This is a genomic window from Pseudomonas sp. V98_8, assembly GCF_029967975.1.
GTDB lineage: Bacteria > Pseudomonadota > Gammaproteobacteria > Pseudomonadales > Pseudomonadaceae > Aquipseudomonas > Aquipseudomonas umsongensis.
On sequence record NZ_JASCAE010000044.1, the window covers coordinates 74220 to 100004 of the forward strand.

The 25785-nt window shown below is 60.6% G+C and carries 22 protein-coding genes; 7 read left to right on the plus strand and 15 right to left on the minus strand.

Annotated elements, in window-relative coordinates; genetic code table 11:
* Positions 1–3: 3 nt before the first annotated feature.
* The 6 genes from QLG10_RS13885 to QLG10_RS13910 all read right to left on the minus strand — a co-directional run bounded on the left by QLG10_RS13885 (position 4) and on the right by QLG10_RS13910 (position 8955).
* Entirely contained in the window at positions 4–1146 is a 1143-nt protein-coding gene (locus QLG10_RS13885) for an acyl-CoA dehydrogenase family protein (protein ID WP_248677474.1), read from the minus strand.
* Between the two features lie 31 nt (positions 1147–1177).
* Positions 1178–2323 carry an acyl-CoA dehydrogenase family protein gene (locus QLG10_RS13890; RefSeq protein WP_248677449.1) on the minus strand — a complete coding sequence of 382 codons (1146 nt, stop codon included), beginning with the start codon at positions 2321–2323 and terminating at the stop codon, positions 1178–1180.
* 334 nt (positions 2324–2657) lie between these two features.
* Complete coding sequence (locus QLG10_RS13895) at positions 2658–3488, minus strand: SDR family oxidoreductase (protein ID WP_248677447.1); 831 nt, start codon at positions 3486–3488, stop codon at positions 2658–2660.
* Positions 3489–3975: 487 nt separating this feature from the next.
* Positions 3976–6657: a LuxR C-terminal-related transcriptional regulator gene (locus QLG10_RS13900; RefSeq protein ID WP_282487543.1), complete on the minus strand. Its 2682-nt coding sequence runs from the start codon at positions 6655–6657 to the stop codon at positions 3976–3978.
* Positions 6658–6985: 328 nt separating this feature from the next.
* On the minus strand, positions 6986–8128 hold the full coding sequence (locus QLG10_RS13905) for an acyl-CoA dehydrogenase family protein (protein ID WP_282487544.1): 1143 nt from the start codon (positions 8126–8128) through the stop codon (positions 6986–6988).
* A gap of 137 nt (positions 8129–8265) precedes the next feature.
* Positions 8266–8955 carry a TetR/AcrR family transcriptional regulator gene (locus QLG10_RS13910; RefSeq protein WP_282487545.1) on the minus strand — a complete coding sequence of 230 codons (690 nt, stop codon included), beginning with the start codon at positions 8953–8955 and terminating at the stop codon, positions 8266–8268.
* Between the two features lie 180 nt (positions 8956–9135).
* Here QLG10_RS13910 and QLG10_RS13915 point away from each other — a divergent pair, with 180 nt between their 5' ends.
* Genes QLG10_RS13915 through QLG10_RS13935 form a run of 5 tightly spaced genes read left to right on the plus strand, consistent with a single transcriptional unit; the run spans position 9136 to position 14504 of the window.
* Positions 9136–10182: a LacI family DNA-binding transcriptional regulator gene (locus QLG10_RS13915; RefSeq protein WP_248677443.1), complete on the plus strand. Its 1047-nt coding sequence runs from the start codon at positions 9136–9138 to the stop codon at positions 10180–10182.
* A gap of 54 nt (positions 10183–10236) precedes the next feature.
* Complete coding sequence (gene hisD, locus QLG10_RS13920) at positions 10237–11520, plus strand: histidinol dehydrogenase (RefSeq protein ID WP_282487546.1); 1284 nt, start codon at positions 10237–10239, stop codon at positions 11518–11520.
* Between the two features lie 4 nt (positions 11521–11524).
* On the plus strand, positions 11525–11965 hold the full coding sequence (locus QLG10_RS13925; protein WP_248677442.1) for a thioesterase family protein: 441 nt from the start codon (positions 11525–11527) through the stop codon (positions 11963–11965).
* A complete protein-coding gene (locus QLG10_RS13930; protein WP_282487547.1) occupies positions 11962–12864 on the plus strand; it encodes an SDR family oxidoreductase in 903 nt (300 codons plus the stop codon). The genes QLG10_RS13925 and QLG10_RS13930 overlap by 4 nt, the downstream gene beginning before the upstream one ends.
* A 44-nt stretch (positions 12865–12908) precedes the next feature.
* Positions 12909–14504, plus strand: a complete 1596-nt coding sequence (locus tag QLG10_RS13935) for an arylsulfatase (protein WP_282487549.1) — start codon at positions 12909–12911, stop codon at positions 14502–14504.
* A gap of 203 nt (positions 14505–14707) precedes the next feature.
* Here the strand turns inward: QLG10_RS13935 and QLG10_RS13940 are convergent, their stop codons facing one another.
* On the minus strand, positions 14708–15571 hold the full coding sequence (locus tag QLG10_RS13940; RefSeq protein ID WP_248677439.1) for an MBL fold metallo-hydrolase: 864 nt from the start codon (positions 15569–15571) through the stop codon (positions 14708–14710).
* A 316-nt stretch (positions 15572–15887) separates the two neighbouring features.
* Between QLG10_RS13940 and QLG10_RS13945 the strand changes: the two genes are divergently transcribed.
* The gene (locus tag QLG10_RS13945) at positions 15888–17210 is read left to right on the plus strand and encodes a DUF1329 domain-containing protein (protein ID WP_110754872.1); all 1323 of its coding nucleotides are present in this window, start codon (positions 15888–15890) and stop codon (positions 17208–17210) included.
* A gap of 19 nt (positions 17211–17229) precedes the next feature.
* Here QLG10_RS13945 and QLG10_RS13950 read toward each other — a convergent pair whose 3' ends face one another.
* The 7 genes from QLG10_RS13950 to QLG10_RS13980 form a co-directional block, all read right to left on the minus strand.
* A complete protein-coding gene (locus QLG10_RS13950; RefSeq protein ID WP_188263844.1) occupies positions 17230–18141 on the minus strand; it encodes a transporter in 912 nt (303 codons plus the stop codon).
* Positions 18142–18236: 95 nt separating this feature from the next.
* Positions 18237–19298, minus strand: a complete 1062-nt coding sequence (locus tag QLG10_RS13955) for a phenol 2-monooxygenase domain-containing protein (protein ID WP_282487550.1) — start codon at positions 19296–19298, stop codon at positions 18237–18239.
* A 10-nt stretch (positions 19299–19308) separates the two neighbouring features.
* Positions 19309–19668, minus strand: a complete 360-nt coding sequence (locus QLG10_RS13960) for a phenol hydroxylase subunit P4 (RefSeq protein ID WP_188263842.1) — start codon at positions 19666–19668, stop codon at positions 19309–19311.
* Between the two features lie 63 nt (positions 19669–19731).
* Positions 19732–21288, minus strand: a complete 1557-nt coding sequence (locus tag QLG10_RS13965; RefSeq protein WP_110754876.1) for an aromatic/alkene/methane monooxygenase hydroxylase/oxygenase subunit alpha — start codon at positions 21286–21288, stop codon at positions 19732–19734.
* Positions 21289–21341: 53 nt separating this feature from the next.
* The gene (locus QLG10_RS13970) at positions 21342–21614 is read right to left on the minus strand and encodes an MmoB/DmpM family protein (RefSeq protein ID WP_020800814.1); all 273 of its coding nucleotides are present in this window, start codon (positions 21612–21614) and stop codon (positions 21342–21344) included.
* Positions 21611–22606: an aromatic/alkene monooxygenase hydroxylase subunit beta gene (locus tag QLG10_RS13975; protein ID WP_248677436.1), complete on the minus strand. Its 996-nt coding sequence runs from the start codon at positions 22604–22606 to the stop codon at positions 21611–21613. Before QLG10_RS13975 ends, QLG10_RS13970 begins: the two co-directional genes overlap by 4 nt.
* A 17-nt stretch (positions 22607–22623) precedes the next feature.
* Complete coding sequence (locus tag QLG10_RS13980) at positions 22624–22899, minus strand: phenol hydroxylase subunit (protein WP_110754878.1); 276 nt, start codon at positions 22897–22899, stop codon at positions 22624–22626.
* Between the two features lie 442 nt (positions 22900–23341).
* Here QLG10_RS13980 and QLG10_RS13985 point away from each other — a divergent pair, with 442 nt between their 5' ends.
* A complete protein-coding gene (locus QLG10_RS13985; protein ID WP_282487551.1) occupies positions 23342–25024 on the plus strand; it encodes a sigma-54-dependent Fis family transcriptional regulator in 1683 nt (560 codons plus the stop codon).
* 129 nt (positions 25025–25153) lie between these two features.
* On the opposite strand, the gene QLG10_RS13990 is transcribed toward QLG10_RS13985, so the two are convergent.
* Entirely contained in the window at positions 25154–25783 is a 630-nt protein-coding gene (locus QLG10_RS13990) for a dihydrofolate reductase family protein (protein ID WP_282487563.1), read from the minus strand.
* Positions 25784–25785: the final 2 nt, after the last annotated feature.

Consider the following 25785-nt stretch of genomic DNA (forward strand, 5'->3'; position numbering starts at 1 on the left):
CGCTCACAACGTGCGAGCGATGATTTCTTTCATGATTTCGTTGGTACCACCCCAGATCCGGTTGCCACGGGTGTCGAGGTACAACCTGGCAATCGGGTATTCGGTCATGTAGCCATTGCCGCCGTGCAGTTGCAGGCACGCATCGACCACGCGGCTGCTGAGCTCCGCGGTCCAGTACTTGGCCACCGCGGCCGCTTCGGCTGTCAGTTCGTCGCGCAGCAGCAAGGCCATGCAGCTGTCGACCCATGAGCGGCCGATCTGTATTTCGGTCTTGAGTTGCGCCAGGGTGAAACGCGAGTTCTGGAAGTCCAGCACAGGCTTGCCGAAGACCATGCGCGTACGGGTGTATTCGATGGTGTGATCCAGCGCCGCCTCTGCCTGGGCCTGAAAACCGACGGCGCCGATGATCCGTTCCCACGCCAGGTCATGCATGAGCTGGTAGAAGCCCTGCCCTTGCACGCCGCCGAGCACGTTTTCGGCCGGCACGTGGCAATCGTCGAAGAACAGCATGCTGGTGTCCTGGGCGTGCAGGCCGATCTTTTCCAGCGGCTGCGATCGGCTGAAGCCTTTACGCTCTTTCTCGACGATGATCAGCGAGATGTCCTGGGCGCCCTTGCCACTTTCGCCGGTCTTGCAGACCACCAACGCCAGATCGCAGGACGCGCCATTGGAAATGAACGTCTTGGAGCCGTTGATGATTAACTCGTCACCTTCGACCCTGGCGCGCGTGCGCACCGCCTGCAGGTCCGAACCGGTGTTGGGTTCGGTCATGGCGATGGCGCCCACGGTTGTACCCGCGATCATTTTCGGCAACCAAGCCTGCTTCTGCGCCTCGGTGCCGTAGTTGAGGATGTAGTTGGCCACCAGGCCGTGCACACCGAAACCAATCAGGCCGGAAGCGCCGGCACGCATGAATTCTTCGGCAAAGACCATGTCGAACAGGCGATCGGCGCCGGGCCCGCCATATTCCTCTGGCATCGAAGGCAAGAGCATTCCCATCTCGCCAGCCTTGCGCCAGACCTCGCGGGGTACGCACTTGTCTTTCTCCCACTGGGCATGGAACGGGTTGACCTGCTGCTCCATGAAGCGGCGGCAGGCGCGTCGAAACTCATCGTGCTCAGTGCTGAACAAGCTACGGGGTATCAGGTATTCCATGGGTAATCCTCTGCAACCCTGATCAGAGCGTGCGCCCGACCAGATCTTTCATGATGTCGTTGGCGCCGCCGGCAATGCGCAGGACGCGGTGATCGAGGTAGTGACGGGCGACCGGGTACTCGAGCATGTAGCCGTTGCCGCCATGCAGCTGGACGCATTCGTCCACGACCTTGGTGTAGAGGTCCGAGCACCACAATTTGGCCGAGGCTGCCGCTTCCGGGCTGAGGGTTCGCGCCAGGCTTTGCTCCATGCAGCGGTCGACGTAGTTCTGCGACACCGCCAATTGCATCTTCAGGTCGGCCAATTTGAAGCGGGTGTTCTGGAAGGCGAAGATGGGCTTGCCGAACACGCTGCGGCCCTTGGTGTAGTCCAGCGTGCTGTCGAGCACCGCCTCGGCACCGGCAACGCTGCTGATGGCGATGGACAGCCGTTCCCAGGCCAACTCCTTCATCAACTGGATGAAGCCCTGCCCGGCCACACCACCCAGCAGGTTTTCCCTGGGCACCCGGACGTTGTCGAAGAACAGCATGGTGGTGTCCTGGGCGTGCAGGCCGACCTTTCGCAAGGGCTGGGACCGACTGAAGCCTGCGCGGTCGGTTTCGACCAGGATCAGCGAGATGTCCTGGGCGCCCTTGCCGGTATTGCCGGTCTTGGCGACGACGACCACCAGGTCGCAGTTGCTGCCGTTGGATATGAACGTCTTGGCACCGTTGATGACGTACTCATCACCGTCCAGCACAGCGCGGGTCTTGACCGCTTGCAGGTCGGAGCCGGTATCCGGCTCGGTCATCGCCACCGCGCCGATGGCTTGGCCTGCCGCCATTTTCGGCAGCCAGGTGTGCTTTTGCTGTTCGCTGCCGAAATTCACCAGGTAACCGGCGACAATGTCATGCACGCCGAAACCGATCAGCCCCGACGCCTGGCCCGCGCGGTAGATTTCCTCGGTGGCGATCATCGAGAAACGCCGATCCAGCCCCAGTCCGCCATAGGCTTCGGGAGTGGTGGCATTGAGCATGCCCAGCGCGCCAGCCCGCTCCCAGATGTACCGCGGGACCCGATGGTCTGTTTCCCACTGTTCGAGGCAGGGTGCACATTCCTCAGCCAGGAAGCGCCGCACGCTGCTGCGAAACTCCTCGTGCTCATGGTCAAACAGGGTACGGGGTATCATCGGTGGTTCTCTCCTTCGGTCGTCGGTCGGCCACCTTTGAAGGGGCTCTGGATCGATCATAGGAGCAGGTTTCGCCGATACGCCCCCTCGGGGAGGGGGGGATTCGTGCATTCGAAAAACACACCGCGCGCTATTCTTTATCTAGGGGCATTTACCTGGGGGCAGCCTGAACAGGAGGAGCCCGCATGGCCACCTTCAAACTTCACCCTGCACTGGAAAACGGTATCCAACCCGCCGCCGCGGTTTCTTCACCGAACTGCGGCCAGGCCCGGCCGTAACGCAATGTGCTGGTGGCATTTTTCCGCGGTGAGCGAACGGTATGGATCGATAGCGATCAGTTTTGCACCGCGTCGCTGTCGTCCACTACGCTGGGCGTCGCGGCGGTGCCTGCCAAGAGGCCGCCGTCGATGTTGAGCTCACTGCCGGTCATGTACGTCGCTTCATCAGAGGCAAGTAACAGTGCCAGCGCCGCCACCTCTTCGGGCATCCCGAACCTTCGCAGTGGAGTGTCTCGAACCAGTGCAGCCATGCGTTCGTGACGATCCTCGCCGGTGCCCAACATGGGCTCCCACATGGGCGTGAGGATGGCCGCGGGATGAATCGAGTTGCACCGGATTCTGAGCCCTTGCTCGGCGCAGTAAAGCGCCACCGTCTTGGTGTGGTTACGCACTGCGCCCTTGGACGACGCATAGGCCGCGGCGCCCGGAATGCCAACCAGGCCTGACCGGGAGGAGATGTTGATAATGGAGCCTGTTCCGTGAGCCCGCATGGCGCGAATGGCGTACTTGCAACCCAGGAATACGCCATCGAGATTGGTCCGATGCACAGCGTGCCAGTCCTCCAGGCGTGCATGCTCCGGGTCATGCGCCACGGCACCGTGCTCAAATCCGGTGATACCTGCATTGTTCACCAGCACGTCCAGTCTGCCGCGCTCCTTGAGGATTTGCGTGGTCACTCGCTGCCAATCTTCTTCGCGCCGCACATCGAGGCGCAGATAGCTGGCGCGATCGCCGAGTGAAGCTGCAACGGCGCTGCCGAGCTCATCGTTGATATCCGTGACGTAGACAAAGCAATCCTCTTGCGCGAAGAGTCGCACGATCGCGGCGCCAATCCCTTGGGCCGCCCCGGTGACGATGGCAGTCTTTGCAGTGAGTTTATTGGCCATGAGTGATGCGGTGACCTTTTTGGTTTGATACTCGGAAAAAGCAGTTACCCCCTCCAACAGGGTTGGCTACCAAAATCGATCCCGAGTATAGACTGCCCCCGCAAAACGCCAGCGGGGGAAGTCATCGGCGCGTCCACGCAACGCATCCCTCCTTTGCCGCGCTGGTGTTTTGCGCTTGGGATCCAGCAGCACTGAGTACTTTGTGGTGAGGGGATTCATCCCCGTTGGACTGCGCAGCAGGCCCTCTTTTGGGGCCGCTTCGCGACCCAACGGGGATGAATCCCCTCGCCACAAGTGGAGTGTCAGGTTGGACAACAGCTATTGAGACGGACCAATCTGATCCAGCACCCGGTTCGCGGTGATTTCCAAAAGATCGTGCCTTCGGCAGCTCCTACAGTGGTTGGCGCCGATTAAGATGTAGGAAAAGTCCAAGAACTGCGCAAGAAGGTGCATTGACCTGCAGATTTTCGGCCTGGCAGCCCCCCTGCTACTCAATCAACCCATTCTTGCGCGCCCACGACACCGCGTCATAACGACTCGAAACCCCCAGCTTGGCGTAGATGTTCTTCAGGTTCCACTTCACCGTTTCCAGCGAGATGTTTAACGTCAGGGCCACGCGCTTGTTGGCCATCGCCTGGCTGATCAATTCGAGGATGGCCAGCTCCCGCGGCGTGAGCATTGAAGACGCGCCATTGGCCGATGACTCGCTGGAGCGACCGACGCTTCCAGGACCGAAGCGCTCAAGCAGCCCTCTCAAGTAAATCTCATCCTCACTGGCCAGCGGCTTGCTCGACAGTGCCACGAGCATTTTGCGCAGCACTTCGCCTTCGTCGAGGAAGGTGCGCACCAGTCCCAGGCGCCGGCCAAGGGACACGGCTTCCAGCAAGCGCGCTTGTGCCTGTTCGGGCTGCAGCAGGTCGCTTTTCGCGCACGCTTCGAGCAACTGGCCGGTGACCTGCAATTGCCCGCGGCTGAACTTCGTCGCGTAGGTGCCCAGGATAGCCAGGGCTGCGAGCGCCTTGTCCGGGTAGTTGGTGGCCAGCAGCAGACGCGCTTGCGCCAGCGCGGCAATGGCCGGGATGTCTGCCTGGAAGCCCGGGGAGTCGCGGTGTTTATCGGCCAGTACCTGTAGTTTGGCTACCCTGTCGGCGGCCAGTGCCTTGTCGTTTTCCAGCAACGCGATGCGGGCCTGCTCGGCCAGGCAGTGCGCCAGGGCTCGGTCCTGGTTGATGGTGCGAAAGTGTCGTTCCTGGCGTTCCAGAAAAGCCATGGCCACCGCGGCGCTGTCCTGGAGCAGGTCCAGGCGTGCCCGGCAAATCGTCGCCCGCAGCATGGTGTCGGGCATGGCCCATTGCAGCAGGCCATTACGGTTGGCGAGGATTTCCCGCGCTTCATCGGTACGGTCAACCTCGCGGTAGACCTCGGCCAGCGTGGCGGCCCCCAGATAGGCACTGGCGGCACGGTGGCCGTGCACTGACACCGCACGGGCCAGTTGTGCCGAACCGATCCGCTCTGCTTCGCGCATCTGGCCGGCCTGCAGGTAACAAAGGGTCCGGGCGCCTTCGGCCACCAACGCCATCTCGCCATTGCGCTCGGCTTCGGGGATGGGGTTGTCATCCAGGCATTGCAACGCTTCCTCGATGCGTCCGGCCGCCAGGTAAGCGATGGTCAGCAGTGCCGGCGCGCCGAAACGCGTTACGGAATAGTCATCCGGCAACGCCTGGAAATCCTCGAGCAAACCAATGATGGGCTCAGTGCGATCACGCTGCACTTCGATGGCCGCCTGCACCAGCGGCAGTCGATAGGCAACGTCAGCGTGCTGCGCCGCACCACTGCGATGGAATTGTTCCAGCCAGACCTCGGCCTTGGCCGGGCGGGCCGTGAGTGCATAGGCCAGGCAACCGAGAAAGAACAGGCGCGGCCGGGAAAACAGGATGTCCTGCGGCAAGCGGTCGAGCAGGCGTAGCAGCGGGCTTAGCTGACTCAGGCTCCAGGTCGCCGGGGCTGCCCGTTCGATCAGTTGCGCAGCGAAGTCCAGGTCACCTGCCAATGTGGCATGGCGTACGGCCTCGGCCAGCAGCTTGCGCTCGGCGAACCAGTGAGCGGCCCGATTATGCAGTTCGATCAGGGCTGCGCTGTCACGACGGGCGAGCCGCGTGGCCAGGAAATCGCCGAACAATGCATGAAAGCGGTACCACGGCTGACGGTCATCGGCTTCGACGCGAAAGATCAGCAGGTTTTCTTCGTCCAGCCGCTTGAGCATGGCTTGCGCCGAGTTGACGCCGGTAATCGCTTGCGCCAGGGAGGCGTTGAAGCGCCGGCAAATACTGACGCTTTCCATGAACTGCGCCAATTCGGGTGGCAGATGGGCCATGACGTCTTCGGCCAGGTAGCTCTGCAGGTCGTCGGAACGCCAGCCCATTTCGCGCAAGGCACCGCGCGATTGCGGGTCGCTGCGCAACAGGATGATCACCAGCTGCAACGTGGCGGGCCAACCACTGGTGAGCTCGTGGATCTGATGGAGTTCTTCCGGGCTGAGCTTCAAGGCCGCCAGGCTCTGTTCGAGAAAAGCGCGGGACTCGGCCAGATCGAATGGCAAGGTTGCGCAATCGAGTTCCAGTAACTGCCCGCTCAGGCGCAGCCGACTGAAACTCAACGGTGGACCCACCCGGGACGAGATGACGAAGTGCAGGTTCTCGGGGCTGTGGTCCAGCAGTTTTTGCATGAGCTGGTGCGAGCGCGGGTCGCTGACGTGTTGGTAGTCATCGATCACCAGGAACAACTCTTTGTTGATACTGGCAGCACCTTCGACGATGGTCGCCACCACCTCGTCGATGAACTCCGGCCGCGCGCCCTCCAACGGCACACCGCTGTCGAGGACGATGCCCAGTCGCTGCAACGCGCCACGTAGATAAGCGAAGAAAATCGGAACGTGCTTGTCATCGGCGCTCAATGCCAGCCAGGCCACCTCCGCTCCGGAGCGCATCATCACCTGCCGCCATTGGGCCAGCAGCGTGGTCTTGCCGAAACCCGGGCTGCCGGTCACCAGGCCCACGCGGCATTGCGTCATGCCGCGCAGATCCTCGAGCAGGCGCTCGCGCAGGATGGTCTGGGTACCAATGCGCGGTGGCGCGAATTTGGTCGATACGAGCAGCTTGTCGGTATGCATGTCTTGCCTGGTCTCCGATCCCCAGATCCGTCGAAGCAGCGTGAGGCTGTTTGATACGAATCGGCGAGGTATGGCCACATTTCTGGCGATTGTCGGATTATTTACCCGAACACCGCTAAAAGACAGCGCGTGTCATGGTTGCGCGCAGGATTGTGGCGGGGAAAACAGACAGCCCACCCCCCACAATCGAGGGGGGCTACCCTGTAGGAGCGAGCATGCTCGCGATGGACGCTTGAACAACGCGATCATTCAGGCAGCACGCGTCATCGTTGACGTCCATCGCAAGCAGGCTCGCTCCTACAAGAGGCCAGGTAGACGGGAGGCCGAGTCAGAGGGTTCGCGCTACCAGTTCGCGCATGATGTCGTTGGCTCCACCGTAGATGCGGTTGACGCGGCTGTCCAGGTAATGACGGGCAACCGGGTACTCCAGCATATAGCCGTTACCGCCATGCAGCTGCACACACTGATCCACCACCTTGGAATACAGTTCGGTGCACCACAGCTTGGCCGCCGCCGCTGCCTGCGGGCTCAGTTCGTGTTGCAGGATGAGCTCCATGCAGCGATCGATGTAGGTCTGGCCGATGACGATTTCGGTCTTGAGGTCCGCCAGCTTGAAGCGCGAATTCTGGAATTCGATGATCGGCGTACCGAATGCCTTGCGCTCGCGCGTGTAGTCAATGGTCTGCTCGAGCACTGCCTGGCTTGCCGCAATGGCCAGGATGCCAATGCTCAGGCGCTCCCAGGCCAGCTCCTTCATCAATTGGTAGAACCCCTGGCCAGGCTCGCCCCCCAGGATGTTGTCCTTGGGCACCCGCACGTCCTGGAAGAACAGCATGGTGGTGTCCTGGGCATGCAGGCCGACCTTGCGCAGCGGTTTGGACTTGGTGACGCCGACCCGGTCGGCCTCCACCAGGATCAGCGAGATGTCCCGCGAGCCTTTGCCGGTATTGCCGGTCTTGGCGATCACCACGATAAGGTCGCTGTTGGTGCCATTGGAAATGAACGTCTTGGCACCGTTGATCACGTAGTCATCCCCATCGAGCACGGCACGGGTCTTGACCGCTTGCAGGTCGGAGCCAGTATCGGGTTCGGTCATGGCCACGGCAGAGATGACTTCGCCGCTGGCCATTTTCGGCAGCCATTGCTGTTTCTGCTCTTCGGTGCCGAAGTTGATCAGGTAACCGGCACAGATGTCGTGCACATTGAAGCCATTCAAGCCGGAAAGCCCGGCGCGGGCCACTTCCTCGACGGCGATCATCGAAAAGCGCCGGTCCAAACCCAGGCCGCCATAGGCCTGGGGGGTCGTGGCGTTGAGCATGCCCAGCTCACCGGCGCGCTCCCAGATCTGCCGGGGAACCCGATGATCCTCTTCCCACTGTTCATGGAACGGCGTGCATTGCTGCGCGAGAAAACGTTTTACGCTATCGCGAAACGCTAAATGTTCATGATCGAAGAGAGTGCGCGGGATCATTCAATTACCTCCAAAAAGATGGGCTCTGGCGATGAACGCCTTTACGCCACCTTAGGACGACTTACGCTCCTTCTGCCCCCTCGAAGCGGGTAGGCCCGCGTCAGTTGCGCCAAGCGAACCTGCCTGCGTTGGCCGCGTCACTGTTCATCCGCCGTCGTCAGCAAGGCATGGAGCATGCGCGCCAGCATGCGAACGGTGTCCTCTTCAAGCAAGTAGTCCGGTTTTTCGATCAGCAACGCCCGGGGCAACGCAGTGACCGCCTGATAGGCAAGGAAGCCCGCCTTCTCGCGATCACGCACCCGAACCTCGTTGCAGAAGCGCTGTACCAGGGCTGGCATGACCTTCGAGATCCAGAAACGCTCCGGCTTGACGATGTCCAGGCGCACCAGTTCAGCGTAGTAGGCGGCCTTGATGCTCAATTGCGAGTCGATCTGCTCCCAGCGATGCAAGGCTGCAAGGCCGGTGCGCAACACCAATTCGATGCCGTCATACAGCGTCGCCGATGCCGGCAGTGCATGGATGTCGAGGATGATTTGCTGGCGGGTATCAGCGCGGTAATCCTCGAAAATGGCGGCGATCAGCGATTCCATCGTGGGGAAGTATTCGTAGATGGAACTGATCGCCACCCCGGAATAATCGGAAAGACGATAGATCGACAGCGCTTCGCGCCCTTCCCGTTCGAGGACGTCCCGCCCGGCTGTTTTCAAGGCTTCGACCAAGGCCACCGAACGTGCCTGCCTGGGCTGCTTGCGTGGCCTGGCGGGCAGTTTGAGCACAATGTCGTCATTGGTATCCAGGCCTGGAGCGGCCATGTCCGAACTGCGCATATCGACTCCTTCAGTGTGGATCTCGTCCACTGCTTTTCGCCATTTCACACAGGCTATGTGCATGGCGAGCCGGTCGCCCCCCTCTCTTTGGGGGGAGCCCACACCAGTGCGGCACCGATAGCATCGGACCCATGAGTGCACACGTTTGCACAAGACTGAAACGCGACCGGACCTAACGACATGAAGCACGACAGCACTGCCGGCGATTGCTGCGCTGCAACAAACCGCGCGACCGTCGTACGGGTATCCGCCAAGGACCTTGCGCAACGCATCGGGGTCGCCACCTCCACGGTCACTCGCGCCTTCGATGCGCAATCGCGTATCTCGGCCAAGCTACGCGTGCGCATACTCGCCATGGCCGATGAACTGGGCTATCGGCCCAATGCCATCGCCCGCTCCTTGAACCAGCGCAAGACAGGCATCGTTGCGCTGGTGGTCGGCGATATGGCCAACCCTTTCTATCCGGCACTGGTTGAGGAGCTTTCGCTGCAACTGCGCCAGGCGGGCCGACAACTGCTGCTGTTCGTGGTACCACCGGGGGGCGACGCGGACGAACTGCTGCCGCAACTGCTGCAGTACCAGGTCGATGGGATCGTGGTGACCGCCGCGAAGTTGTCTTCGCACATGGCCGACCTGTGCGCACGCCAGGGTGTCGGCCTGGTATTCATGAACCGCCGCGTCGAGGACGTGACCGTCTGGTCGGTGTGCTGCGATAACGAGCGCATGGCCGCCGAGGTGGCCGACTATCTGGTGGGACAACGCCGCCAGGCCTGCGCCTTTGTGTCCGGCGATCCGGGCATCTCCACCACGGCTGACCGCTTGCGCGGCTTCAAGCGAGGCCTGGCCGCGCAGGGGCAACGCCTGGTGGCCTGCGTTGAGGGTGGATACACCTATGAAGGCGCACGCGAGGCGGCAGCCCGACTGTTCAGTGTCGGCCAACCTGCCATCGACGCGGTGTTCTGCGCCAACGACGTGATGGCCCTCGGCGTACTGAGTTACCTGCGGATGAACACCCACCTTCGGGTACCCGAGGATGTCGCGGTGGTCGGCTTCGACGACATCCGCGCCGCCGCCTGGCCCGAAAACTCACTGACCACGGTGCACCAGCCCCTGGGCCGAATGATCGAATGCGCCATCGGCTTGCTGGGCCAGGGTCGCCCTGGCAACGGCGCCAACCAGGCGCTGCACGAGGTGCCGGGACATCTGGTACAGCGCGCCTCCGCGTAGCGCCACCTCTACACCCAGCTCACAAAAGCAAAAACAATCCAGAGGAAATAACCGGTGATTCAACAACTCAAAAAGGGTCAATCGGCCCAGGCGAAAGCCAGCAATCAAGCCCAGGTGCGCGCCACCGTAGAAGGCATCCTCGCCGACATCGAGCAGCGCGGTGATGCAGCGGTGCGCGAGTACTCCGAGAAATTCGACAACTGGGCGCCGCAAAGCATGCGTCTGACCCAGCAACAGATCGACGCCTGCATTGCCAGTCTGCCCCGGCAGACGCTCGACGACATCCGGTTCGCCCAGGATCAGATTCGCCGCTTCGCCCAGATTCAGAAGGATTCGATGCACGATGTCGAGGTCGAAACCTTGCCCGGCGTCGTACTCGGCCATCGCAATATTCCGGTCAACTCGGTCGGCTGCTATATCCCCGGCGGCAAGTACCCATTGATCGCCAGCGCGCACATGAGCGTACTCACCGCCAAGGTGGCCGGCGTCAAGCGCGTGATCGCCAGTGCACCGCCGTTCGAAGGCAAGCCGTGCCCTGAAATCGTAGCGGCGATGCACTTGGCCGGTGCAGACGAGATCTACTGCCTTGGCGGCGTGCAGGCAGTGGCTGCGATGGCGATCGGTACACAGAGCATCGTCGGCGTCGACATGATCGTCGGCCCCGGCAACGCTTATGTGGCCGAGGCCAAGCGCCAGCTGTTCGGCCGCGTCGGTATCGACCTGTTCGCCGGCCCTACCGAAACCATGGTGATCTGTGATGACACCGTGGACGCCGAACTGGTCGCCGTCGACTTGCTGGGCCAGGCCGAACATGGCCCGACCTCCCCCGCTTATTGCGTTACCACCAGCAAGAAAATCGCCGAAGAGCTGCCTGCTGCTATCGACCGGGTACTGTCGCGCCTGGACACCGCGCCGGTCGCTAGCGTGGCCTGGAACGACTTCGGTGAGATCCATCTATGCGACACCGACGAAGAAGCCCTGGAGGTCGCCGAGCGTTTGTGCTCTGAGCATGTGCAGGTAATGACCAAGGATCCGGACTGGTATCACGATCGCATGACCCGTTACGGCGCCCTGTTCCTTGGCCACCGCACCAATGTGAGCTATGGCGACAAGGTCATCGGCACCAACCACACACTGCCGACGATGGGCGCGGGTCGCTACACCGGAGGATTGTGGGTGGGCAAGTTCATCAAGACCCACACCTACCAACGCGTGCTGACCGATGAGGCCAGCGTGATGATTGGCGAGTACTGCTCGCGGCTGTGTGGCTATGAACATATGTCCGGCCACAAAGAGCAGGCGGATATTCGCGTGCGCCGCATGAAGCAGGAGGCTTGAAGTCATGAACAAACCCCTACCGCATGAGCGCGGCGACTATCGTTACCTGCGCGACATCACCACACGCTGGATGGACAACGACGTCTACGGTCACGTCAACAACGTCATCTACTACAGCTGGTTCGACACCGTGGTCAACGGCTGGCTGCTGGAGCAGAACCTGCTCGACTTCGAGCAATGCCCTGTAGTCGGTCTGGTGGTCGACACCCATTGCAGCTACTTCTCGTCCATCGCCTTCCCCGACCTGGTGCGCGCCGGCCTGCGCGTGGCAAGCCTGGGCACTTCAAGCGTGCGCTATGAAGTCGGTCTGTTTGCCAACGACAACACCGAGGCTTCGGCGCAGGGCCACTTCGTCCACGTCTACGTCGACCGCGTGACGCGCCGGCCGGTGCCGCTGCCGGCAGCGCTGCGCCATGCGCTCGAAACCCTGGCGGTGCCGTCATGAAGAACTTCGAAGGTCGCGTAGCGGTGATTACCGGCGCCGCATCCGGTTTCGGCAAGGCTTTCGCCGAGATGGGTGCAGGGCTTGGCATGAAGCTGGTGCTGGCCGATATCCAGGCTGACGCGCTCGAGGCCACGGTCGCCGAACTGCGCGCTCGCGGCGCCTCGGTCATCGGTCTGCGAACCGACGTCTCGCAGGCCACGCAAGTCCAGGCTCTGGCCGATGCCGCAGTGGCGGAGTTCGGCGCCGTACACCTGCTGTTCAACAACGCCGGCGTGCTCGCCGGCGGCCTTGTGTGGGAGAACAGTGAAAAGGACTGGGACTGGGTTCTGGGTGTCAACGTGCGCAGCGTGATCCACGGGGTGCGCATCTTCACACCGCTGATGCTGGCGGCCGCTGCGCATGACCCGGACTACGAAGGGCACATCATCAATACCGCCTCGATGGCCGGGCTGCTCAACGCGCCGACGCTGGGCGCCTACAACCTCACCAAACAGGCGGTGGTGTCGCTCAGCGAGACGCTGTACCACGACCTCGCGCTGGTTTCCTGTCAGGTGCACTGCTCGGTGCTGTGCCCCTACTTCGTACCCACCGGTATCAGCTTGTCCGCTCGGAATCGCCCGAACGATCTGGCTAATGCCGGCGCACCGACACGCTCCCAGGCGGCGGCTCTGGCGCAGAACCAGAAGGCTACTGGCGCGGCCAAGGTCAGTGCCCAGCAGATCGCCCACCTGACCTTCGAGGCTGTCCGCCAGCGCAATTTCTATATCTACTCGCATCCCCACGCCATGGGCTCCGTGCGCGAGCGCTTCGATGCGATCGTCGAGCAGCGCAATCCACCCGACCCGTATGCGGGCAAACCGGAACTGCGGGCTCAGTTGGTCGAGACGTTGCTCGCCTGACTCACCCTGACCTGGCATTCACTTTGACAATGAGGAGACACTTCATGATCGAAAGTATCAAGCGGCTGGCCATGGCAGGCATGGCTTGCGCCATGCTCGCCGCGCCGATGGCACAGGCCCAGACGACCAAGCCCAATATCCTGGTGATCTGGGGCGACGACATTGGCTGGCAGAACGTGAGTGCCTATGGCATGGGCACCATGGGCTACACCACGCCGAATATCGACCAGATCGGCATGGAGGGCATTCGCTTTACCGATCACTACGGACAACCTTCCTGCACTGCCGGCCGAGCGGCGTTCATCACCGGCCAGTACCCGATTCGCTCCGGCATGACCACCGTGGGGCAGCCGGGCGACAAGCTCGGCCTGCAGGCTGCTTCACCGAGCCTGGCCGAGGTATTGAAACAGGTGGGTTACCGCACCGGCCAGTTCGGCAAAAACCACTTGGGCGACAACAACCCCAACCTGCCGACGGTGCATGGCTTCGACGAGTTTTTCGGCAACCTGTACCACCTCAATACCGAGGAACAGAGTGAGTACGCCGATTACCAGAATTTTGCCAAGGACTATCCGGGTGGACCGCAGGCCTACGCCAAAAAATTCGCCACCCGCGGCGTGCTGCACAGCTTCGCCACGGACAAGGACGATACGACGACAGACCCTCGTTTCGGGTTGGTTGGCAAACAGGTCATCGAAGACACCGGACCACTGACGACCAAGCGAATGGAAGACTTCGATGGCGCAGAACTGATCCCTCATGCGATGGACTTCATGCGCAAGGCGAAGAACGACGACAAGCCATTTTTCGTATGGGTCAACACCACAAGAATGCACATCTACACCCATCTCAACGATAAATGGAAACACGCTGCTGCCCAATACACCCACGAAGACGACACTCAGGGCAGCGGCATGATGCAGCACGACCACGACATCGGTCTGTTGCTGGATTTCCTGAAGGAGAATGGCCTGGATCAGAACACCATCGTCTGGTATTCCACCGACAACGGCCCTGAACACGCTTCCTGGCCACATGGCGCCACAACCCCCTTCCGTGGCGAGAAAATGACCACGTATGAAGGCGGCGTGCGCGTACCGTCGATGTTGCGCTGGCCGGGTGTCATCAAGCCAGGGCAGATCAAGAATGGCATCCAGGCGCACCAGGACATGTTTACCTCCCTCGCCGCGGCAGCGGGCGTGCCGGATGTGGTCGAGCGCATGAAAATCGAGAAAAAGCAGTACATCGACGGCATCAACAACATCGACTATTGGACCGGCAAGTCACCCGCCAGCGCACGCACCAGCCTGCTCTATTACATCGAAAGCAAACTGACCGCCGTGCGCATGGGTCCGTGGAAGCTGCACTTCTCGACCAAAGAAGACTACTACGCCCCGATAAAGCCGTTGTTTGCCACGCTGATGTTCAACCTGCGCAGCGATCCGTTCGAGAGTTATGACAGCAACGACTCCTACGGCCACATGGTTCAGAAGTCCGCCTGGATTGCCGCTCCCATGGGGGAACTGATTGGCAACCATTTGAAGACCCTGGCCGAGTACCCGCCCGTGCAGGCGGCCAAGTCATTTGACCGATCGAACCTGGTGCAGGATTTCCTGAGAAGTCAGCAGCCGCCACGCTGAAACGCGGGGTGTCTGGATACCCGCGTTGCCTGGACGTTTTTCGCGAGCAGGCTCGCTCCTACAGTTTCAGCCCTCCATGCTGGGGGCAAGCCTTGTGGGAGCGAGCCTGCTCGCGATGGTCTTTAACGGTGACGCGGGGTGTCTGGATACCCGCGTTGCCTGGACGTTCTTCGCGAGCAGGCTCGCTCCTGCAGGGGCACGCATCAACACTCGAAACGGCTCAACGTGGTGTACGTGTCAAACGCCTGGTAACGCGAATGTCGATCACGCATGATCTTGATCATCGCAATCTGTGGATCACTGGAGAACACCAGGCGACCACCGCTGGCCACCAGGTGGTCCAACAGTCGTTCTTTCTCGCCCACCAACCCTTCCGGATTGCGATCGTTGGCCGTCGTCACATCCAGGCGCAACCAGTGGGTACCGGGAATCAGATCGCCGGCAAACACCACCGGCCCGCCGGGCATGGCGATTTCCGGGATCAATTGCCCTGGGGTGTAGCCATCGCTGAAGTGGAACTGCCAACCGTCGCCGAGCTCTTTGCAGCGCGCGTCATCGACCAGCACCAGCCGCCCACTGCCTTGCAGCCTGCGCACGATCTGGCGGACGAATAAAGCGCGATCATGGGGATGGTTGTGAAGCGCACGGGACCAATGGCGCTCCCCGGTAATGTAATGCGCAGCAGGAAACAGCAAGCGCGGCGTATTGCCCTCCTCGATCGCCGCACTCAGTTCGGGAGTCAGTTGCGCGTGCAGATGCGTCAGCACCACCGCACTGATATCGCCTTCAGTCAGCCCCTGTTGCGCCAGGCTGTCGAGCAACCCCGGCGGATGTTTCTGACAGCTACAGGTCCGTCGCAGCGGCGCCAGCAAGGCGCTGGCACCGGCCAGCACCAGGATATTCTTGCCCCCTTGCTGCACCAGCAGGCCCCGCGAGGCCAGGTCCACCAGGTTGTCCTGGTCAGGCTTGATCCATTCAGCCCACAACTGCCGCGGCGTATTACCGAACATCACGCCACCATCAAGCTTGCGACTGCTACCGGCCAGAGTGGATAAACAACGGTTCACGACAGACACCTCTTCGAATTCGCCCCAACTTTGCAGAACGTGCGGGTTTTATGAGGCCTGAAGGTTAATCCGCCTTAACGTCCACGCCCCCACCCGTGTGGAGTGGGTCCCGGACGGATCACTGGCCAACACATTCCACATCCTCGCCGAAGCTCTGCCCCTGTCATCAATAGCCAAGTAACTGTCGTCAAATGCGAAGCACCCCTCAATCGCAGGTCTTCTAATGGAGGTACAAACTCTGGCAATTGCGCCGACGGATGTGACCGTGGCCTCTGAGTCATGAGTTGCCTGGTCCGCCTGGCAGGAGAATAACAAGATGAAATTGGTGAAAAGTCTTCTGGCCGCCATCCCCCTCATGGGGCTGGTCATCGATGCCCACGCCTATGTATCGACCCAGGAAGCCGCCCGGCTGGGCACCAGCCTGACGGGAGTGGGTGCCGAGCAAGCCGGCAATGCCGACGGTTCCATTCCGCCCTACAGCGGTGGCCTGACCACGGCCCCCTCCAGTTTCAAGGCCGGCGACAGCATGCGCCCCGACCCCTTTGCCCACGAAAAACCGCTGCTGGTGATCAACGGCAAGAACGTCGATGCGTACACAGGCATGCTGACCGCCACCACTGTCGCGTTGGCCAAGCGCTACCCTGGCTTTCGAGTCGATGTGTATCCGACCCACCGCACTGCATCGTTGCCACAGGCGGTGCTCGACAACAGTCGCAAGAATGCCACCAACGCCAGGTCCCTCGAAGGCGGTACCGCCATCGACAATGTGATGCCCGGCGTGCCGTTCCCGATCCCGCAGTCCGGCGCCGAAGCGATGTGGAATTTCCTGTTGCGCTACCAGGGCGTCAACATCCATTCCAAGTACGACTCCTGGACCGTCGACACGGCGGGCGTGCCGAGCCTGGCGGTCACCGGCGAGGCGTACGTGTCCTTCCCGATCTACGAGAACATGTCGAAGCCGTTCAGCAGCTCGGACATTTATTATCAGTTGAAACTGTCCTACACAGGGCCTGCGCGCCGAGCCGGCGAGTCGATCATGCTCAAGAACGCCACCAATGCCACGGAGTTTCCTGGCCGCGCCTGGCAGTACATGCCGGCCCAGCGCCGGGTCAAGCAGATTTCGATCCTGGCCTACGACACGCCCAATCCCGGCACCGCCCGTGCGTTGGAGCTATATGACTGGACGCTGGTCGGCAAACGGGAAATGATCGTGCCGTACAACACTTACAAACTCACCTACGCCCGCGAAGCCAAATCGCTGACCACCCCCAACTTCATTGCCCCGGATTACGTGCGCTGGGAAAAACACCGGGTCTACGTCGTCGAGGGCAATCTCAAGCCCGGTGCCAAGCACATCTACCAGAAGCGCCGCTTTTACCTGGATGAAGATACCTGGGCCGCGGTGGCCTCCGATCAGTACGACACCGATGGCCAGCTGTATCGGGGCTCCTTCGCCTTCTTCAGCCAGAGCTATGACCAGCAGGTCCCCGATGCCACCCCGTTCATGACGTACGACCTGTCGCGTGGCACCTACAACATCAATGGCGTGGTCGGCCCCCATGGCGGCATCCGCTACATTGAGCCGCTATCGACGGCGCAGTGGGCGCCAGAGTCCATGGCGGTGAGCGGTATTCGCTAGGAGCCGCGATGGACACCGATCAAAAGGGGACGGTCAATTTCATCCAGTAGGCATTACCTTCCGCGCGGTTGCGAACCTGGGTTTCCTGCTCCCACTTGGCGGTCAGAAACCAGCCTTTATCGCTCGTATATTTCACCGACGGGCCAATCGCTATCGCCCTGCCTTTGTTGTCCTTGACCCGTTCACCGTCTTGTCGGTCATCGGTGGTCTGTTGAACGATGTAACCGCCCACGCCCACCACCCAGCCATTCCCCAGGCCCCAACCCACTGCGTAATCGGCATGCAGTTCCGAGCCGGAACGGTAGTCGGTCGCGGGGTTGCGGCGGTTGAAGTCATACATGATTTTCGCGTCGACGTTCAGGCCATTGGGGTCGACGTAAGACACCGCCACCACGGGTTCGACCACCCAGTAATTGCGCCCGAGGTTGGCCAGGTCGCCGCGGTCGTATTCACCGGACGGCGCGATGAAATCCACGGCGACAATACTGTGTAGCTTCTCACTGTGATGAAAGCCGAGCGCCGGCCCGAAGATGATGTCGCCCAATCCCTGTTTGCTTTGGGACTGGCCATTGAGCTCAACCTTGAGGTCTACCAACGGCACGATGGCGTGGAAAGCCAGGTTGCCACCGAGCACCTGCTGCTCGGTGACCCAGATCAGTCGTGGCGCAATGGAGTTGGCCCGCACGCGGAAGTCCACAGGCACTTTGTCACCCCGATTGTCGCGTAGCGAGTCGGCTTCGTAGTGGCCGACATAGAACTGCGAATACAAGCCCGGCGGTGGCATGGCACCGGACATGTAGTTTTCCGCCCCCATCGGGTAGGAAGATCCACCGTTTTCGGTGGCCAGCGCCCCGCCACTGACCACCGCCAGCAGGCTCACTGCGGCACGGCACAGGCAATTGCCACGCTTGTTACGCGGTACGGCTTTCATAGGTTGATGACCCTTTTGTTGTTTTTATAGTCAGCCGAAACCCTGCCGACCTTCGGGAGGTCAGCAGCGTCCGGCGTTGTGTGTTGCGGGTAAACTCAGATGCGTTTGAACAACGCTGAGCGAGTGCTTTCGCTGGCGCCATCGGCGGCGCTGTAGAAGCGCTCCATGAAGATGTCGCGCTCGAACAGCCGCCCTTGCATCAGGCAAGTAATGGCCGAATCGATCATCACCGGTGGCCCGCACAAGTAGGCTTTACGCGAACTGAAGCGGCCCTCGAAATGCTCCTTCGCGGCGTCATGCACGTAGCCTTTGAACCCCGTCCAATCGACATCGTCCTCTGCCTGGCTGAGCGCGGGTACGTAGGTGAAATTGGCGTAGTCGCGCTGCAATGCCTCGAACAGTTCCTGGTTGTAGAGCTCCGCGCGATTGCGCGCCCCCTGGAACAGCACGATCTGGCGCGTATCCCCTGCCTCCAGCAGATCGAGAATCATCGATTGAGGGCTGGATAATCCCGAGCCGCCCGCGATGAATATCAAGTCTCCGCTTTGCGAGGTGCGCACGAAAAACTGCCCGTACGGCCCGGACAATTCCACCCTGTCTCCGACCTTCAGTTCATCGTGAATCCTGCCGGTGACCCGCCCGCCCTCGACCCGGCGCACGTGCAGTTCCACTTCATCGGCGCGACTTGGCGGGTTAGCCAGCGAAAACGCCCGAGTGCCTTCAACGCCAGGCAATTGCAGGTTGATGTACTGCCCGGCCTGGAAGGCCATGGGTCGATCGAGCTTGAGGTGCACGCCCTTGATGGTCGGCGACAAGTCCACCAGCGCACTGACCACTGCGCGGAAGTCCTCGACCGGGTGCCCGAGAAAATCCGGGTCGGCGTCGATGTCCGCCTCGATCACCATGTCGCTTTGCGGAATGGCGCAACACGCCAGGACCTTGCCTTCGTCACGCTCGATATCCATCAGTGCAAACGAGGACGCCGCACCCAGATCCGCTTCGCCTTCAAGGACCTGGATCTTGCAGGTGGCGCAGGTGCCATGTCCGCAGGCGAAGGGCAGCCAGACGCCCTGGCGCAACGCTGCCTGGAGAATGGTCTGGCCCTCCTCCACTTCGATTGTTTCGCCCGTAGGCTCGATGGTTACTTGGTAGCTCATCACCGTGTCCTCAGTTGAAGGTGCCGGCAATGCCGTTCAAGCCCGGAGTAGCGAGGTGCAGCAGGCTTTTATGGTCGATGCCGTTATCGATCAGGCTTGCCGCATTGTCGGGTTTGAACGGTTGATCGTTCAGGCGCCATAGCGCCTGGCTGAAATCCACGCGACTGGCATCCGGGTGCTGGGAAATCGAGGGCTTGACCACTTGCTCGATGAAGTCCGCGAATGGCATTGCCGGTGGCAACGGGAAAGTGAACGGGGCGCAAAACATCAGGTGTTTCTCCCAGCACAGGTACACCAGTTGCAGGCCGTGGAAGTTTTCCTGGCGATCCAGGGGTTGGGCCTCATAGGCTCCGATGGAGGTCACGGGCATGATTTTGTCCTTCCTGTCAGGTGGGTTTGAAGCGGACCAGCAGGCCCGCTTCGGCGCAGGGCGTCAGCCGGTCTTGAGCAGATCCGGGTCGACGGGATTGGCCGGCGCGCTGTGACGATCATTGGGGTGCCAGTCCTGCCAGCGCCGATGCTCGGTGGAGCCCAGGTATTCCAAGTTGTCCTGGCCGGGGTTGATGTTGTAGTAGTCGCGCACCACCGACTCGACATCCGCGCCACCGCAGTTGCCTTGCAGAATCTGATGCACCGGTAGCCAGGCCTGGATGTACTTGGTCGGCTCGTACTGGAAAATGTCGCAGCAGCCCTGGGAACAGAAGTGATAACGCTCACCTTCGTGCTCGGCGCTGCGGTGGCTGAGTGTGGTCTGGTCATCCGGCTCGCCAAACGACAGCGGGATCTGGCAGATCTGGCACAGCATCGGCAAGGTCGGGTTGTAGAAACGCTCGCCCTTCTCCTGGAGCGCGCGCCAGTGCTCAAACCGTGGGCGGTAGATCTTGTCGAAGGTGTCCGGGTACTTGGACGAGAGCCAGTCCAGTTCCTCGTCGGTCGGCATCCAGGTATGGAAGTTGGTCGCCTGGCTGTACTGGTAGAAGATCGACCAGGCCTGGTGGCTGACGTGATCCTTGGCGATATTGGCTTCTTCGACATGCTTGGGCGGGCGAATGCCGTAGCGCTCCAGGTCCTTGAACAATGCCCCGCCCGCCTCTTCGAAATACACGCCCCAGGCTTCGGACCAGGACATCACCTTGTTGGGCAGCATGTAGTCCATCATCATCCCGACCAGGGTCAGCAAGCGGTAACCACGCCAGAACCACTTGTCGATCCAGCGCTGGATGATCGGCACATTGTCTTCGTGTTGCTCGAGCAAAAACTTGATGACCTCAAGGCCCAGGGTCATGTGGCGGGCCTCATCCGATTGTGCGGAGAAGCCGAAGGTCACGGTGGCCATGTCGCCGTTGAATGCGGCGCCGGACATGAAAGGAACGAACAGCAGGTTGGTCAGCACGTACTCGAACGAAAACGAGATGGCCGTGAGGAACTCGAACGGCCCCGCGGTCCGCGCGTCCTCGAAGAACGACTTGGGCACCGAGAGGAACCACACGCGGTCATGCATATGGGCGAAATCATGCAAACCGTTGAAGTGCTTGTTGTAGTGGCTCATTGCATGAATCTGGGTCTGCACATGGCGCAGTTCGTCAATGGCCTGCATCTGGCAGGCAATTCGTGCACCGGCACCGCTGAACTGTCGTCCAACCCGGGCGAATCCTTGATAGGCCTGATATTCCAGCGGTGTCACAGCGGACAGGAACAGCTTCAGCGCATTGACATAGCGGGCGTCCGACAGCGTGGTATGCCCATTGTTTTGCGAGAAGGCGTCGAAGATCGCGTAGAGTTTTTTCTCTTTCTCGGCCTGGTATTTCCAGTAGGTGTCCATGGTCAGGCGGAACGGATCTTCCCACTTGTCCCAATCGGTGATCTTGATGCCTTCGAAACGTTCGTGCGGGTAGATGTCCTCGTGGGTCTGGTAGCTGGGCTCCCAGTCGAGGTCACGGGTCATGCAGCGGTATTTTTCTTTGGCATTAAGGCGTTTTTTCACGGCCATGATGGCGCTCCCGTATTCTTGTAATGGATCAAACCCCGGCTTGAAACCGGCGGTCAGTTGTTCCAGTGGAGGGAGAAGCTGTCGTCCTCTTCCACGACGTTGCCGCCGAGGGTGATGACGTACATGAGCATTTCCTGGATGTCCCAGGGGCTGCCGGTCAGTTGCTCGACAGTCTCGCGATGGATATCCAGGCGGCCCCTGGCCTCGATGCGGATCATCGACGGCTGGTGCTGAATCTCGGCATGGGGGTTGTCCTGGACGATCGCGTCGACAATCGAGCGCGCGTAGTCGGTGTCCTGCAGGTTGATGTAGACGAGGGAAGTCATGGACGGGCTCCTGTCAGGCCGATTTTCTTCAGGCGTGCGCTGAACTCGGTGCACACGGTATCCAGCGCGGACGTATCGAGAGTCAGGGCCGCCAGGGGCTCGAGTGCCTCCACGCAACGGGCACTCCAATGATCGACCCAGCCTTGCACCAGGTCCTTGTTGGCGGCACTTTCGTTGATCACGGTCTTGAGCAGCCCGTCTACCCAGCGTTGGCTTTCGGCGAACCACAGGCGCATGAACTCGGTGAGCATGCCGACCTGGCCGGCACCGTTGGCCGAGAGTTGCTCGTCGAGCTTGTGGAACAGCAGCGGGTACACCAGGCCATCGCTGACCAGGTTTTGCGCCAGGGTCAATTCAAACCAGTCGCGAACTACCAGGGTGTCTTCGACGTAGCGGCGAAGCCCTTGCCATGCCGGGTCGCCGAGCCACTGTTGCTTGGCCTCGGCCAGCAGCAACACGTCGCCGTCATCGAGCATCAGGCCGATCCGCGAGAGGTACTGGGCGATGCCTAGGCGATCCATGGCCTGGAACATGTGCATTTGCGTGACGCTCGTGCCGAACCCGTCGGCGGCGATGCTGCTGTTGTTCATGTTGGCGCCCATCTCGGCGTGCCGAAGCGGCAACAACAGCCTGCTGATCAACTGCACATTGCGCTGGGACAGCCCGGCAAGCATGTCGCGCTTTTCGCAGAACGCGTAATCATGCTCGGCATTTTCCTGCATCTTGGCCCGGGCCTGGACGTAGGCGCCGTAGTAGTACTGGCGAGGATCGCTGACGGCATACCAGTCAGCCATCACCACCGCAGTGCGGGTGGCGTCATTGAGCAGTTTGTCCGGTTGCCACAACGGCCGGTAATGAAAATTGGTCGCCGACTCCAGGTCGAAACTCGCTTCCTGATATCGGCTCGCTACCTTGTCGCCAAAGCGGCGACGGGTGTGGCTGAAGGTGTTGCGGATCGTCTCGACGGTCGTCGTCTTGATCTCGACACTCATGGTGTGGACTCCTGTAATTATTGTTGGGGGGCCTGGTCACCTGCGGCGCCACGGGTTTCGCCGTAGCGCCACTTGTGCGCATCGGCGTCGAGGGCCTGGGACATCTGCGCGTCCATGTGCTGGACGTGGTGGGTTTCACAAAATTGCCTGAATGCCTGATGCGGCATGACAAGCTCGACATACAGGTCGGGAAAGCCGATGGCGAAATCGAACTCGACAAAGGCAGCGTCTGGCTCACTGCGCACACGGACGTAGCGCGGCATTTGATCGAAGGTGCTGCCAGGTGGGTTCATGCTCGGGATCTCCCTTGTTGTCATGCAGGGATACAGAGCAACATGAGTGCCAGCGCTGCAGCTGGCATCTGGAATAACTTTTAACCCCAATAAAAACAGTTGGTTACGTTAGAGCCTGAAGCGTTTATCGTTGCGGGCGTGGCACTCACCGGGCTGTACCGGCCTTGACGTATTGATGATTTGATCAATCCCGGGCAGAGGGTTCGAGCAAATGAGGAATCAGCGATGCGAAGACTGGAGTCACCCCGGATGGCTTGTGAGGTAGAACCTCAAACCCCATGCTCAGCTGCTTAATATCCATTTGACTTTCAAGTGAAATTCGGGACGTTCTATATAGGAAATTTCAACACAGTACCTGACACGGTCCCTCGGTCACGCCCCAGCCTGGGTGCAGGGAGCCCTGTTATCCCCACAAACAAAAAGACATAGGGGTGTTGTTTTCATGAGTATGAAATACCGGGCCTCCGAGCATTCCGCACAGCTCAAGGACCTGACCGACCGCGTGCACTTCCTCGGCAGCGAAGGAAAAATCTGGCTCGATGAGCAACGCATGATGCTGATGCAGGTTTCAGCGATGGCATCGTTTCGCAGAGAGCTGATCGAGATGGTCGGCGCAGAACGAGCAAAGGGCTTTTTTCTTCGCCTGGGCTACCAGTCCGGGCTCAAGGACGCGGAGCTGGCCCGAAAGCTGCGACCCAATGCGAGTGACATCGATATGTTCCTGATCGGACCGCAACTGCACTCGCTCAAGGGCATGGTCAAGGTGCATCCGTTGAAGATGGACATCGATATCGAGGCCGGAACCTTTTATGCCGACATCGAGTGGATAGACTCTTTCGAGGTGGAAAACCATCAGAGTGAACAACTGCATTCCGATCAGCCGATTTGCTGGATGCTCCTGGGCTATGCAATCAGCTACTCGTCGTTCTTCATCGGCCGGCAGATCATTTACAAGGAGGTCAGCTGCCGGGGATGCGGGGACACGATGTGTCGGATTATCGGCAAGCCCGCCGAGGAATGGGAGGATGCCGACACGTTCATGCGCTACTTCCAGAGTGATTCAATCATCGATGAATTGCACACCCTGCAGATACAAGTCGAGAACATGAACCAGCGCCTGCAACTGGGTGCAGGCCAGTTTTACGGCATCGGCCGGTCTGCGATCTACCGCAAGACCTGCGACCTGATCGACAAAGTCGCCCCAGGCAAGGCTTCGGTCTTGCTGTTGGGTGAAACCGGTGTCGGCAAGGAAGTCATCGCTCGCAGTCTGCATCTGCGCAGCGAGCGCGCTGGAGGCCCTTTCATAGCCCTCAATTGCGCGGCCATTTCGCCAGACCTGATTGAAGCGGAGCTGTTTGGCGTCGAAAAAGGCGCTTACACCGGCGCTCAACAAGCGCGTATGGGTCGCTTCGAGCGCGCCCATGGCGGCACCTTGTTTCTTGATGAAATCATCGAACTGACGCCTCGTGCCCAAGCCAGCCTGCTACGGGTTTTGCAAGAGGGCGAGCTGGAACGGGTGGGCGATAACCAGACGCGCACTGTGGATGTGCGCGTCATCGGCGCAACGCATGAGGATCTCGCTCAGGCGGTGAAGGAAGGACGTTTTCGTGCCGACCTTTACTACCGATTGAACGTCTACCCGGTGCGGGTGCCCGCGTTGCGCGAGCGTCGCGAAGACATCCCGCTGTTGATTGAGCACTTCCTTGAGAAACTGCATCAGAGCTACCAGAAAAAAACCCTCGGCCTGTCCGATCGCGCCAGCGAGGCCTGCTTGCGTTATGACTGGCCAGGCAATATCCGCGAACTGCAAAATCTCATCGAGCGTGGTGTGATCATCACGGACAGCAATCAGAGCATTTCCGTTGAGGCACTATTCCCGCACCAGTCCGACGAGGCCTATAGTATTGGCCTGTCGAGCGAAGGTGCTTTGATCAGCCAGAAGCTGGCGCCCCCCGATGAGTGGGTGGGCCGCCTGCTCGATCTTGGCGTGAGCCTTGAAGCCATGGAAGAGCAACTCCTGCAAGGAGCCATGGAGCGCGCCGGGCAGAACGTTTCGGAAGCGGCGCGCCTGCTCGGAATGACGCGACCGGCACTGGCTTACCGGCTGAAAAAGAAACCGGATTGAGGCCTGGCCTTCAAGCGCACGGGTCTGTGCAGGGATATCGATGAGAACCGGGTGTACATCACCTACACCCGGGAATTGTTCTGATCAGACCTTCTCCTTCAACGAGCCGTCGCCGGGAGCACTTTGCGCTCACTGCCGTTTTACCTCTTCAAAAGATCCCGTGCGCACCTCGCCGCTGCGCACGTAGCGGCTGATCAACACGCCGCGAGGTGTACTTTTCGAGTGTTCAAGCGTGAAGGCCGCGGCTTGTGCATGATCATCGAACAGACGCTTGCCTGACCCGAGGACAACCGGAAAAGTCATCAGCCGAAGCTCGTCCACCAACCTTGCTGTCAGCAGTTGGCGCACCAGGTCGGCGCTGCCCTGCGTCAACAGCTGGGCACCGTCCTGTTGCTTGAGCGCGCAAACTGCGTCGGCAAGGTTGCCCTGCAACGCATGACTGTTGTGCCAATCGAGCGTATCGGGATGATGGGTGGCCACATGCTTGGGCACGGCGTTGAACAGATCGGCGATGTAGTTGTGCGCCTCGGCGTTTATCCGCGGCCAGTACGCCGCAAATATGTCGTAGGTACGACGCCCCAGCAGCAACTCGAATGGTTGTGAGAACAGATCCCGTACAGCCTGGCCAGAAGCCTCGTCCGAGTAAGGCACTATCCAGCCACAGAAGCGAAATTCGCCGCTGGTGTCTTCATCAGGCCCGCCGGGTGCTTGAATGACGCCATCGAGGCTGATGAAAGCGGCAACGATAAGCTTGCGCATGC

Bases quoted from the DNA above. Each gene is read 5' to 3' on its own strand.
- QLG10_RS13890 (WP_248677449.1), bottom strand. From the start codon at position 2,323: ATGATACCCCGTACCCTGTTTGACCATGAGCACGAGGAGTTTCGCAGC.
- QLG10_RS13895 (WP_248677447.1), bottom strand. From the start codon at position 3,488: ATGGCCAATAAACTCACTGCAAAGACTGCCATCGTCACCGGGGCGGCC.
- QLG10_RS13900 (WP_282487543.1), bottom strand. From the start codon at position 6,657: ATGCATACCGACAAGCTGCTCGTATCGACCAAATTCGCGCCACCGCGC.
- QLG10_RS13905 (WP_282487544.1), bottom strand. From the start codon at position 8,128: ATGATCCCGCGCACTCTCTTCGATCATGAACATTTAGCGTTTCGCGAT.
- QLG10_RS13910 (WP_282487545.1), bottom strand. From the start codon at position 8,955: ATGCGCAGTTCGGACATGGCCGCTCCAGGCCTGGATACCAATGACGAC.
- QLG10_RS13915 (WP_248677443.1), top strand. From the start codon at position 9,136: ATGAAGCACGACAGCACTGCCGGCGATTGCTGCGCTGCAACAAACCGC.
- QLG10_RS13925 (WP_248677442.1), top strand. From the start codon at position 11,525: ATGAACAAACCCCTACCGCATGAGCGCGGCGACTATCGTTACCTGCGC.
- QLG10_RS13930 (WP_282487547.1), top strand. From the start codon at position 11,962: ATGAAGAACTTCGAAGGTCGCGTAGCGGTGATTACCGGCGCCGCATCC.
- QLG10_RS13935 (WP_282487549.1), top strand. From the start codon at position 12,909: ATGATCGAAAGTATCAAGCGGCTGGCCATGGCAGGCATGGCTTGCGCC.
- QLG10_RS13945 (WP_110754872.1), top strand. From the start codon at position 15,888: ATGAAATTGGTGAAAAGTCTTCTGGCCGCCATCCCCCTCATGGGGCTG.
- QLG10_RS13950 (WP_188263844.1), bottom strand. From the start codon at position 18,141: ATGAAAGCCGTACCGCGTAACAAGCGTGGCAATTGCCTGTGCCGTGCC.
- QLG10_RS13955 (WP_282487550.1), bottom strand. From the start codon at position 19,298: ATGAGCTACCAAGTAACCATCGAGCCTACGGGCGAAACAATCGAAGTG.
- QLG10_RS13960 (WP_188263842.1), bottom strand. From the start codon at position 19,668: ATGCCCGTGACCTCCATCGGAGCCTATGAGGCCCAACCCCTGGATCGC.
- QLG10_RS13965 (WP_110754876.1), bottom strand. From the start codon at position 21,288: ATGGCCGTGAAAAAACGCCTTAATGCCAAAGAAAAATACCGCTGCATG.
- QLG10_RS13970 (WP_020800814.1), bottom strand. From the start codon at position 21,614: ATGACTTCCCTCGTCTACATCAACCTGCAGGACACCGACTACGCGCGC.
- QLG10_RS13975 (WP_248677436.1), bottom strand. From the start codon at position 22,606: ATGAGTGTCGAGATCAAGACGACGACCGTCGAGACGATCCGCAACACC.
- QLG10_RS13980 (WP_110754878.1), bottom strand. From the start codon at position 22,899: ATGAACCCACCTGGCAGCACCTTCGATCAAATGCCGCGCTACGTCCGT.
- QLG10_RS13985 (WP_282487551.1), top strand. From the start codon at position 23,342: ATGAGTATGAAATACCGGGCCTCCGAGCATTCCGCACAGCTCAAGGAC.
- QLG10_RS13990 (WP_282487563.1), bottom strand. From the start codon at position 25,783: ATGCGCAAGCTTATCGTTGCCGCTTTCATCAGCCTCGATGGCGTCATT.